Source organism: Bacillus sp. Root131 (assembly GCF_001429475.1).
GTDB lineage: Bacteria > Bacillota > Bacilli > Bacillales > Bacillaceae_G > Bacillus_A > Bacillus_A thuringiensis_S.
Window position 1 is genome coordinate 1 of sequence record NZ_LMJQ01000024.1, and the last position, 10,377, is coordinate 10,377.

Here is a 10,377-nt window from a genome sequence, read left to right on the forward strand (position 1 = left end):
GGTTCTGTTGCAAAGTTTTTGGAGTGAAGTTAAAATATAGAGAAAATGGGGCGAGGAGAAGGATGCATGGGATATTTTAAAGGGAAACAATTCAAAAAAGATATTATTTTGGTAGCCGTTGGCTATTACTGTCGTTTTTCTTTAAGTTATCGTGATGTGTCTGAGATCCTAAAAGAACAAGGAGTTTCTGTACATCCCACAACCATCATGCGTTGGGTTCATGAATATGGCAATTTGATTTATCAAATATGGAAGAAGAAAAACCAGTCTGCACATCATGTTTGGCATGTAGATGAGACGTACATCAAAGTGAAAGGGGAGTGGTCTTATCTGTATCGTGCGATTGATAGTRATGGATATACACTTGATTTTCAACTTCGAAAAACACGAGATCATCAAGCAGCATATGCCTTTATAAAAAGGTTGACGAAACAATTTGGAGAACCAACGGTTCTTACAACAGATCAAGCTCCTGCACTGCTTTGTGCGTTCAAAAAACTGAAAAATAATGGCTTTTATGTGCATATAACACATTGTACGGTTAAGCACCTTAATAACCTGATTGAACAAGATCATCGACATGTCAAACGACGTTTTGCCAAATCTTCTGGATTCCAAAATATCCGTCATGCTTCACGTACATTGAAAGGAATCRAAACGATTCATGCGATATACAAACAAAAGAGAAGTCAAATTCCAGACTTCTCTTTTTCGACGTACAAGGAATTACAGGAGTTATTCAGAACCGCTTAAACTATAACTATATTTTGTAAACAAGTYTGTGTTTTTTCAAACTTTGCAACACACCTGTATAGAATCTCCTTTTTAACACAGTCCTATTTCTAATTTCAATACGAAACAATTTGGAGAACCAACGGTTCTTACAACAGATCAAGCTCCTGCACTGCTTTGTGCGTTCAAAAAACTGAAAAATAATGGCTTTTATGTGCATATAACACATTGTACGGTTAAGCACCTTAATAACCTGATTGAACAAGATCATCGACATGTCAAACGACGTTTTGCCAAATCTTCTGGATTCCAAAATATCCGTCATGCTTCACGTACATTGAAAGGAATCGAAACGATTCATGCGATATACAAACAAAAGAGAAGTCAAATTCCAGACTTCTCTTTTTCGACGTACAAGGAATTACAGGAGTTATTCAGAACCGCTTAAACTATAACTATATTTTGTAAACAAGTCTGTGTTTTTTCAAACTTTGCAACACACCTCAAAAAGCTATCTGTTTATCCCATCAGTATGTGAACCGTTTGTTTCACTTGTTTATCGTCCACTCGATAAAATACTTCTGTTCCTTTGCGTTCATGTGATAACACTTTATGATTTCTCATTTTATGAAGGTGTTGTGAAACCGTAGATTGTGGTAATTTTAAAATTTTTTGTAATTCGGTAACATTTAAAGCATTTTTCTCTAATAATTGATGTACAATTTGTAGACGGAAAGGATGTGCCAATACCCTCAGTATTTCCGCACTTCGCTCGAGTTCATAATTAAGATCGTTGAGCTCCATATAAAAAACATTTGTCATCTTCTTTCGCCTCATTCTTTTTTTAGGGTATTTTCTCATATACACGTTTTTTCGTTAGCAAAGAATCTAACATGTTACACTTACAAACTATCTTGCACCGTTCTCTTTCTCCCTTTATACTGAAACAAGTATATATCACAATAAGAGGTGACTCATGAACAAATCAGAATTAATCAAACAAGTCGCAATACAATCTGAACTAAAAAAGCCACAAGCAAGTCTTGCAGTAGATGCCGTATTAGAGTCCATTCAACATGCACTACAAAATGGAGACCATGTACAGCTATTTGGTTTCGGTTCATTTGAAGTAAAAGAACGTGCTGCACGTGAAGGACGCAATCCGCATACTGGTGAGGCACTTACTATTCCTGCGGGAAAAACACCTGCCTTTAAAGCAGGAAAAGCATTAAAAGAAGCTGTAAACGCTAAATAATATTTCTTTAACAGTAGCATGAATCCAGTAGGAATCATGCTACTGTTTTATTTTAGAATCGAATCGTCGAGATTGCATGTTTATATACAAGCTGTTGCTTACCTTCAACTTCTATTAAAACAGAATAAGTATCAAATCCTCTTATTATTCCTTTTACATGCAATCCTTTTAACAGAATTAAAGTGATATCCTTCCTCTTTTGAAACGCCTCTTGCAACAATTGTTCCTGCAAAGATAGCATGTTCTTGCTTTTATCCTTTTGAAATGCTTGTAATTTCACTTCCAACGAGTTCGCCCCCTATTCTTTTCATACTGTTACTTTGTATTGTTCTAATTCTTCCATAAGTTGTTTCGCCCCTTCTGGGCTCAACGTCAGCTTTCCATCCGCTAGTTTGATATTCTGGGAAGAAATCTCCCCTGTGATGGGACAAGTACCATACGATTGATATTTCTGTAGAATAATCGTTTCGCCTTCTACAAATATTTCTAATGGTTCTTTTTCGTGAATATTGAGTGTACGCCTCGTTTCCCTTGGTATCACAATTCGACCAAGCTCATCGATTTTTCGTACAATACCGGTTGCTTTCATAGAAATGCCCTCCTTTTGTACATATAAAATATCTCACATCTTATGTGACCGTTTTCATTTTTTAAAAACTGCATATACTATAAAAAGTTGATATCAATCTGTAGAAATAGCGAGGTTTCCCATGTCTACATCTGATGTTACCCACTTACAAAAACAAATTGAAGAAAAAAAGAAACAACTGCGACAGTTGGTAAGAGCATACGGATATACAGACCCCCTAATTTTTGCCTGTAGCCAAGAATTAGATCAACTCGTGTATCGTTTTATGCGTGATTATTCTCCACAAAAAGTTACATGTAAAAAACGATTCCAATTCATCAATAGAATTGGAATCTCACTATACATATGTCCTCTATATTTTACCATAACTGGAGTCTATGTGGACTAAATAAACCAACTTCTGTATAAAAACATGCCTCTTGGTATATATTAGGGATAACAATTCCACCCTACAACATTGATTGCCACTCTAGAATGAAGTCTCCTAACATGATTACAGGCGGAATTGTTACCCAGTTCTTCAAAATTTAAAAATACTACTTAACTTACAATTTTCTCTTTTGATTTGTTTGACACCTTTTGTTTCTTTTTCATTTTCACAATATAGATTCCAACTAAAGAAATTACCATCCCCATTATCTCCACTATTGTAAGCTTCTGAGTAAAGATAAACCATGCATAGATTGCAGCTACGATTGGTTGTAATAAAACTAATATTGAAGATAATGCAACATTAACTTTACCCAAACAAAAACTCAATAGCCCTTGCCCTAAAATTTGCGAAAAAATAGCTAAACCTATTAAAGGCAACCATTCTGAAGAACTACTTGGGATATAAACTCCTTCAGTAAAAAGCAGTGCAATGAAAATCGTTACTGCACTTCCAAAAGCACTCACAAACATAATAATACTAGCACTTACTCTTTCTCGTACTTTATATACTGTCAATAAAAAGAATGCATAGAAAAAAGCAGTTAAAAAAGCCAACATATCTCCAAATAAATTATCTGTTGTTATGACTGCTTTCCCACTAACTAAAACAATTACACCAGATATTGTAATAATAGCCCCTATGAAAAATGTACGTGTTATCTTTTCTTTAAAAATAAAAAATGAAAACGGAATAATGACTAGAGGCACCAAATTAGCTAATAAATTAGCATTTGCAACACTCGTATAATAAAATGATACGTTCCATAAAATTAAATCCCCTGCTAAAAATACACCTGCTAAAAGTATTAATAAAATATCTTTCTTTGAAACTTTATTAAGTTCTTTCCATACAAATGGTAATAAAAGAGGGATAGAGAGCAATACACGATAAAAGCCTGTATTAATTGGTGGTAACTCACTTAGTTTTACAAAAATACCACCTGTAGCTAAAAAACAGATAGCTAAAAATACTAACAGTATATATTTCGTTTCATTATTTCTTATCATTTTCTTCTCCTACTGTAACTCCTACATAAAATTGAACATATCTGATTTATTTGATACTGTTGGTTCATCTTCTTGCAGTTATTACTATATTTTTTAAGCTCAATTAGCAAATTAAATCCGTTTGGTGATGTAACCCAGTAGAAAGGATTTTGGAAGAGGAACAAATATAATATTCGCCTTTTGCTAAGCCTGGCTACTCAATATATCTAGCCTCATAGGTTATAATATCTCTCCTAAAGTTTTCAAGATGCTAACATAGTACTTAAATTGATTTATAAGAAACTTCTCATTATGAATCAAGAATATGTGTTCAAAGTTATGAAGGTATTACATTTTTTCTATTCATTTTTACAGCTTTTCACTTATAACTCCTTACGTATCCGAGATAAACCTTCTTCTAAAGTAGCCCTAGGACAGGCAATATTCATTCTCAGAAATCCTTTCCCATTTTCACCAAACATAGAACCTTCATTTAAAGCTAATTTAGCTTTCTGGTACATCCATTTTTCTATATTTTCTTTATTCATCCTTAATCCTCGGAAATCTAACCAAACTAAATATGTTCCTTCAGGTTTGATTACCTTCACTTCATTTATATGCTGCTTAAAATAATCAAGTAAAAAATTTAAATTTCCCTCTAAATAAATTAATAATTGATTGAGCCATTCTTCACCATGGGTATAGGCAGCCTCTACTGCCGTTATACCAAAGAAACTTTCCGAATGTAACGAAAGCATCTTTAACTTTTTTTCATACACTTCCTTTATATGAGGATTTTGAATGATTAGGTTACATGTTTTTAACCCTGCAAGATTAAAGGTCTTACTAGTAGAAATACATGTTATACTCGTACTTTTCATTTTTTCAGAAATAGATGAAAATGGTACATGTTTATTGCCTTTATATATTAAATCACAGTGAATCTCATCTGAAATCACAATTATATTATGTTTCGCACACAGTGCTCCTAGTCTCTCCAATTCTTGTTCATCCCATACTCTCCCAACAGGATTATGAGGATTACATAACAACATTACTTTCACACTTGAATCTATTTTATTTTCTAAATCTTTTAAATCCATAGTATAGCGGCCATCTTCTAGAATAAGATTATTCGTTACTAATTCTCTATTTTGTTGAAGAACTACATCATAGAAAGGATGATAGACAGGAGATTGAATCATCACTTTATCTCCTGGTTTAGTTAAACAAGAGACCAAAATACTTAACGCTGTTACTACCCCTGGAGAATGTGTGATCCACTCCTTTTGTACCATTGAGCCATGCCTTCTCTTCAGCCAATCTATTATCGAACTATAATAGGAATCAGGTATGATTGTATAACCATATACGCCATGTGTAGCTCTATTTATAAGTGCATTTACTACTGCTGGGGGTGACATAAAATCCATATCAGCCACCCACATTGGCAAAATATCTTCTGTTTCAAAAAGAATTTTGGACTGATCCCATTTATAAGATGCTGTATAAAGTCTATCGATTTGTTGATCAAAATCTAATTTCATAAACGTCCCCTTTTATTTTCTAATTTTCAGACATTTAAAACGTAAGCATCTTATTATCTTGTAAACTAGCATAAGACCAGGAAGTCACCGTCATGCCATAAGAAACTTTTTTAGGTTGTTTGTGTAGGTTAAGATTAGTCATACCCTTTTCTTTACGATATTCCTCATTATAAACTGTTTTATAATAGCGATCCCCTCTATCTGGAAAGATAGTTAGAATATTCGTTTCTTCTGAACATCTACTACTTAAAAATCGTGAAACTGCATATGATGCCGCTGAGCTATTACCTGCAAATAGCTTTTCACACTTAGCTAATTCTAAATTAGCTGCATAACATTCTTCATCGTTTAACCAATGAACTTCATCAATTATTGAGAAATCTACATTTTTTGGAATTACACTATTTCCATGTCCTCCTTGTAAACGCCCTGGAATATCTGGTTGATTAAAAATAACACTTCCTACCGCATCTACTGCTACAACACGTAAGTCAGGATTCGCTTTTTTTAAAGCTCGTGCCGTGCCACAAAGTGATCCCCCACTTCCTACAGAAGCTACTAAAATATCTATATGTCCTAGCTCTTCAAGAGCTTCATCCGCCAATGACTCATAGGCATTGGGGTTATCAGAATTTTCATACTGACGAGGACAGAATGCTTCTTTATTCTCCTTAAGAATTTCTTCTAGTCTATCAAGACGAGCACTTTGCCATCCTAAATGCGTCATTTCTGTAACTATTTCCAATTTACAACCAAGTGATTTTAATTTTGCAAGAGTCATTTGATCCGTACGTTTGTCCGTTACAATATGAACCGGATGCCCTAAATAAGTTCCAACCATTGCAAGTCCCAATGCCATGGTCCCCGAAGAACTTTCAATAATTGGAGCACCATCTTTTAAAACTCCATTCTTTTTGGCCTCTAAAATGACTTTCTTTGCGGCACGATCCTTCATCCCAAAAGGATTTAGCATTTCTAATTTTGCAAAGACGTTCCCTCTAGCTGACGAATCTAATTGAAGTTGTACTAACGGCGTGTTTCCAATCGCATCTACTATGTTTTCTCTTAGCATCATTACTACCTCTTTCTATTTTATACTTTCTATCAAAACTACATGTTAATAATAAGATCCCTAATACGATTTCAATAATCTTCTTTCTTTTCCAATATTACTTCTAAAATTCCTGATAATAAGATGCATCCTCCACCTACAATGGAAATACAGTACAAGGATGGGCCAACAGTTACAAGCATTTCTCACGGCTAAACAGGGAATGTTGATAAACTACTTCCTTTTCACATCTCCCAAAGCATCCCTCAATGCTTTTACAGGAATTACCGCTGCTGCGTAAATGGAAACGGATACTAATCGTTCGGAATTATTTAAATGAATCTCCCCCGCCGATTTCTAAATACATACGCTCCAAATTTTTCCCTCTCGAGTTTCTTCTTACAGAAATTTCTCCAATATCTCCAGTCTGTCTAACATGTGTACCACCGCATGGAATATGCATATCACCACAAATCCAATTGATTGCTTCTGGTTCCTCATTTAATGGGATATTTTTAATGGGAATATTATCTGTAACGATTAAATTTGCGAACTCTTCTACTTTATCTAACCCTTCACGATCAAGACGTTTATCAGGACTATAAAAATCAAATCGAGCCCTATCTTCTGCAATATGACAACCTTTCACATACATCTCCCCAAAAACTTGAAATGTATAATAATAAACTAAATGTGCCGCAGCATGCATTCTCATCAACATGTGGCGTCTTTCCCAATTGATTTTTGCCTTAACTTCCATTCCTTCACGTAGTCCCTTTACCGGCTCTTTTAAAATATGTGCTACTTCTGAACCCACCTTAATGATTGGAAAATTAGAATGATAAAACAGATTTCCTCCCGTCTTTTGTGTATCAATTACCTCATTTCCCTCAATCCATCCTTGATCTCCAATCTGTCCTCCACCTTCTGGATAAAAAACAGTTTGATTCAAAAAGATTTTATTATCTTCTATTTTTGTTATAATGGCGTTACATTCCTGAAGATATGGATCTTGGAGATATAATTTTCGAACCATTTTACACACCCCATTTACATTTATGTATGCTGCTTACCTTAATTTCTTTAGATAGTAATTTCTCTAATCGTTGCTTCTGGAAACATCATTGATATACGATTTTTTGCATGCTCAATTTTCATATCATCATTCGCATCAAACAATAAAGAAAGAATGGAACCACTATGGGCTACCGATATTCCATGTGCCCCTAATTCAGGAAAGATATTCATAATATCATTGAATTCTTTTTTAAAATGTCTACGTTGATTAACCTTGGCACTTATTGTAGTAGCACGCCCCAACAATTCAATATCTTTACTTTTAATCGCGCAAGTCGCTAAGCGGTAAGCTTCCAAGACTTGTTTCATCTCCTTTGGTGTATACGGTACCCGTTTAAAATTAACTGTATCTACCGCTTCTCCATTATCAACGATAACCAATCGCATTGACATTAAAGGTCCAATATCCTCAAGTAACCTCCCCTTAAAAAAGTCATATACTACCGATGATTGATACATTACACCATCAGATGGTTCAATAGATGTACAAATATTTGATATTTCCCAAGGTCCGATAGGATAGTTACATAGATTTGAAATAGCCCGACAAACCGCTATAATGTCAGCTGTACTACTAGCCATCCCTTTTCCTTCCATTAATTCCGACTCAATTTTAATTGTAATTCCTAGTTCCTTATCGACTATACCCAATTTTCTTAATGAGTCTACTAATATTTCGGCAGCTTTTGCAGCTTTATTTTTATAACCAGGGATTATACTTATTTTCCCTCCCCTTACAAATCTGGCTTCAGCACTAGCATATAGAGGTATAGGAAATGTGATCATAAAATTTTGATCATTAATGCAACCTTGAACAAGCTCGCCACACGTACCACAAGAGATTCCAACACCTGTTGCAGAGATAGCTTCCTTCATTATCGAATCATTTTCTCTACTTACAATCATTTATATCTCCTCCTTCCATATTTAGTATAATAAAATTGGTTGGTTACAAAAACAGCCAATTGGTTGTTTTTATATCCAGCCAATTCGTTATAATTGAAATAGTTAAAAAATAGGGAGGCATTTTTATGGAATGGAAATTAGATAATGACTGCAAAATCCCGATTTATCAGCAAGTTATTGACTTTATTGAAAGACGTATTACATACGGAGAGCTCCCTCCTGGTAGCTTACTCCCTTCAGAACGAAAATTAGCTACGCATTTACATGTAAACCGAAGTACAGTAACGATTGCTTATAACGAACTTCGCGCTATGGGGATTGTAGAAAGTACAACCGGTAGAGGTACACGTGTTAGTACACATATGTGGGGCGTTTCTCCTACATTAACGCCGAACTGGAAAAGTTTCGTGGAGGGTGGTACTTTTTCGCCAAACTTACCGTTACTTCGCCATATTCGGGCACAAGTACAGCAAAATGAAAATATGATTGATTTCGCAAGCGGAGAGCTCGGTTGTAATCTCTTTCCTCATGAACAACTACAAGCCATTCTACGTGAACAGCCGTTAACACAATCATTAAGTTATGATCACCCGCAAGGCTATCTTCCGCTAAGGCAAACGGTAGTAAAATATATGAAGGACTATCTAAAAGTGAAAGCGACCGAACAATCTATTATGATTACATCAGGCGCACAACAAGCACTTCACCTTATCGTACAATGCTTATTAAATCCAGGTGATGCTGTCGCTTTCGAAAGCCCTTCCCATTGTTATTCATTACCATTATTCCAATCAGCAGGTATTCGTATTTTCCCATTACCTGTCGATGAGCACGGTATTAACCCGAATGACGTGCAAGAATTATATAGAAAGCACCGTATTAAAATGATCTTTTTAAATCCGAATTTTCAAAACCCTACTGGAACAATGTTACGTCCAAACCGTAGAAAAAAACTGTTATCGCTTTGTGCAGACTTACGAATTGCAATCGTTGAAGATGATCCATCCAGTTTACTTACTTTAGAAAAGAAACAACCTTGCCCTACTTTAAAATCCATTGATGAAAACGGAACAGTGATTTATATACATTCCCTATCAAAGATGATTGCACCCGGTCTACGTATTGGCTGGCTTGTCGCTCCGCAGTCTGTAGTAGAACGATTAGCAGATGCACGAAATCAAATGGAGTTGGGAATGAGCATATTCCCACAGTGGCTTATACAACAATTTTTTGAAACAATACCATTTCAGTCTCATATAGAGCCTTTACGCAAGCAACTAGGAGAAAAAAGAGACATTATCGTACGTGCTCTGAACGAACAACTACAAGATAAAATCTCTTTCTCGAACCCAAACGGCGGTATGTACATATGGGGGAAATTAAACAAACCTATTAATGAAAAACAACTTATTATGCAAAGCTTAAAAAACGAAATCGCCTTTATGCCAGGAAGTATCTTCGGTGCAAAAAATGGTTACATTCGTTTATCTTATGGTAAAGTGAATAGGTATCAAATTGAGGAAGGAATTTCTCGTTTACGTGAGGCGATTACTATTTGTGAGGAGTAAGTTGGATATTTCCACTCACTCCTCACAATATTGCAAGCATTACTATTTTCACATCTACATTTTTTCTCTTATAATCCATTTATTTCATCAAATGTATTTTTTATACTCTTCACCTAAAACGAAGGTTCTGGTGCAAAAAAGCTAAATGATTTGAAAATATTCTTTCAAACTTGGCCATACTGGTATTACTACTTAAAAAAGGTGCGTGATCAGGATGGAAAAAGAAAACATAT

Annotated in this window: 12 protein-coding genes and 1 pseudogene; 5 read left to right on the top strand and 8 right to left on the bottom strand. The window is 35.0% G+C overall.

Annotated elements, in window-relative coordinates; all coding sequences use genetic code 11:
* Positions 1-66: 66 nt before the first annotated feature.
* Complete coding sequence (locus tag ASE54_RS26580; RefSeq protein WP_057273005.1) at positions 67-753, top strand: IS6 family transposase; 687 nt, start codon at positions 67-69, stop codon at positions 751-753.
* Between the two features lie 103 nt (positions 754-856).
* Positions 857-1,180: pseudogene (locus tag ASE54_RS35225) on the top strand (DDE-type integrase/transposase/recombinase); the annotation flags it as partial.
* A gap of 71 nt (positions 1,181-1,251) precedes the next feature.
* Here the strand turns inward: ASE54_RS35225 and ASE54_RS26585 are convergent.
* The gene (locus tag ASE54_RS26585; protein WP_000185989.1) at positions 1,252-1,554 is read right to left on the bottom strand and encodes a metalloregulator ArsR/SmtB family transcription factor; all 303 of its coding nucleotides are present in this window, start codon (positions 1,552-1,554) and stop codon (positions 1,252-1,254) included.
* A 154-nt stretch (positions 1,555-1,708) separates the two neighbouring features.
* Here ASE54_RS26585 and ASE54_RS26590 point away from each other — a divergent pair, with 154 nt between their 5' ends.
* The gene (locus ASE54_RS26590; RefSeq protein WP_001043041.1) at positions 1,709-1,987 is read left to right on the top strand and encodes an HU family DNA-binding protein; all 279 of its coding nucleotides are present in this window, start codon (positions 1,709-1,711) and stop codon (positions 1,985-1,987) included.
* 52 nt (positions 1,988-2,039) lie between these two features.
* Here ASE54_RS26590 and hfq read toward each other — a convergent pair whose 3' ends face one another.
* Together hfq and ASE54_RS26600 are read right to left on the bottom strand one after the other, a co-directional pair.
* Positions 2,040-2,273, bottom strand: a complete 234-nt coding sequence (gene hfq / locus ASE54_RS26595; protein WP_000453237.1) for an RNA chaperone Hfq — start codon at positions 2,271-2,273, stop codon at positions 2,040-2,042.
* A gap of 21 nt (positions 2,274-2,294) precedes the next feature.
* Complete coding sequence (locus tag ASE54_RS26600; protein ID WP_000648285.1) at positions 2,295-2,576, bottom strand: AbrB/MazE/SpoVT family DNA-binding domain-containing protein; 282 nt, start codon at positions 2,574-2,576, stop codon at positions 2,295-2,297.
* A 121-nt stretch (positions 2,577-2,697) separates the two neighbouring features.
* Here ASE54_RS26600 and ASE54_RS26605 point away from each other — a divergent pair, with 121 nt between their 5' ends.
* Positions 2,698-2,964: an aspartyl-phosphate phosphatase Spo0E family protein gene (locus ASE54_RS26605; protein WP_012211111.1), complete on the top strand. Its 267-nt coding sequence runs from the start codon at positions 2,698-2,700 to the stop codon at positions 2,962-2,964.
* A 152-nt stretch (positions 2,965-3,116) separates the two neighbouring features.
* Here ASE54_RS26605 and ASE54_RS26610 read toward each other — a convergent pair whose 3' ends face one another.
* From ASE54_RS26610 to ASE54_RS26630, 5 genes are all read right to left on the bottom strand, one after another.
* Entirely contained in the window at positions 3,117-4,016 is a 900-nt protein-coding gene (locus tag ASE54_RS26610; protein WP_000620811.1) for an EamA family transporter, read from the bottom strand.
* A 362-nt stretch (positions 4,017-4,378) separates the two neighbouring features.
* Complete coding sequence (locus tag ASE54_RS26615; RefSeq protein ID WP_000762455.1) at positions 4,379-5,542, bottom strand: MalY/PatB family protein; 1,164 nt, start codon at positions 5,540-5,542, stop codon at positions 4,379-4,381.
* A gap of 34 nt (positions 5,543-5,576) precedes the next feature.
* On the bottom strand, positions 5,577-6,614 hold the full coding sequence (locus ASE54_RS26620) for a cysteine synthase family protein (RefSeq protein ID WP_000943138.1): 1,038 nt from the start codon (positions 6,612-6,614) through the stop codon (positions 5,577-5,579).
* 307 nt (positions 6,615-6,921) lie between these two features.
* Entirely contained in the window at positions 6,922-7,629 is a 708-nt protein-coding gene (locus ASE54_RS26625; RefSeq protein ID WP_000251827.1) for an alanyl-tRNA editing protein, read from the bottom strand.
* 47 nt (positions 7,630-7,676) lie between these two features.
* Positions 7,677-8,576: a kinase gene (locus tag ASE54_RS26630; protein WP_000637313.1), complete on the bottom strand. Its 900-nt coding sequence runs from the start codon at positions 8,574-8,576 to the stop codon at positions 7,677-7,679.
* 125 nt (positions 8,577-8,701) lie between these two features.
* Here ASE54_RS26630 and ASE54_RS26635 point away from each other — a divergent pair, with 125 nt between their 5' ends.
* Positions 8,702-10,144 (top strand): PLP-dependent aminotransferase family protein, encoded by a 1,443-nt coding sequence (locus ASE54_RS26635; protein WP_000454884.1) that lies wholly within the window; start codon positions 8,702-8,704, stop codon positions 10,142-10,144.
* Positions 10,145-10,377 lie beyond the last annotated feature (233 nt).

Bases quoted from the DNA above. Each gene is read 5' to 3' on its own strand.
- ASE54_RS26585 (WP_000185989.1), bottom strand. From the start codon at position 1,554: ATGACAAATGTTTTTTATATGGAGCTCAACGATCTTAATTATGAACTC.
- ASE54_RS26590 (WP_001043041.1), top strand. From the start codon at position 1,709: ATGAACAAATCAGAATTAATCAAACAAGTCGCAATACAATCTGAACTA.
- ASE54_RS26600 (WP_000648285.1), bottom strand. From the start codon at position 2,576: ATGAAAGCAACCGGTATTGTACGAAAAATCGATGAGCTTGGTCGAATT.
- ASE54_RS26605 (WP_012211111.1), top strand. From the start codon at position 2,698: ATGTCTACATCTGATGTTACCCACTTACAAAAACAAATTGAAGAAAAA.
- ASE54_RS26610 (WP_000620811.1), bottom strand. From the start codon at position 4,016: ATGATAAGAAATAATGAAACGAAATATATACTGTTAGTATTTTTAGCT.
- ASE54_RS26615 (WP_000762455.1), bottom strand. From the start codon at position 5,542: ATGAAATTAGATTTTGATCAACAAATCGATAGACTTTATACAGCATCT.
- ASE54_RS26620 (WP_000943138.1), bottom strand. From the start codon at position 6,614: ATGCTAAGAGAAAACATAGTAGATGCGATTGGAAACACGCCGTTAGTA.
- ASE54_RS26625 (WP_000251827.1), bottom strand. From the start codon at position 7,629: ATGGTTCGAAAATTATATCTCCAAGATCCATATCTTCAGGAATGTAAC.
- ASE54_RS26630 (WP_000637313.1), bottom strand. From the start codon at position 8,576: ATGATTGTAAGTAGAGAAAATGATTCGATAATGAAGGAAGCTATCTCT.
- ASE54_RS26635 (WP_000454884.1), top strand. From the start codon at position 8,702: ATGGAATGGAAATTAGATAATGACTGCAAAATCCCGATTTATCAGCAA.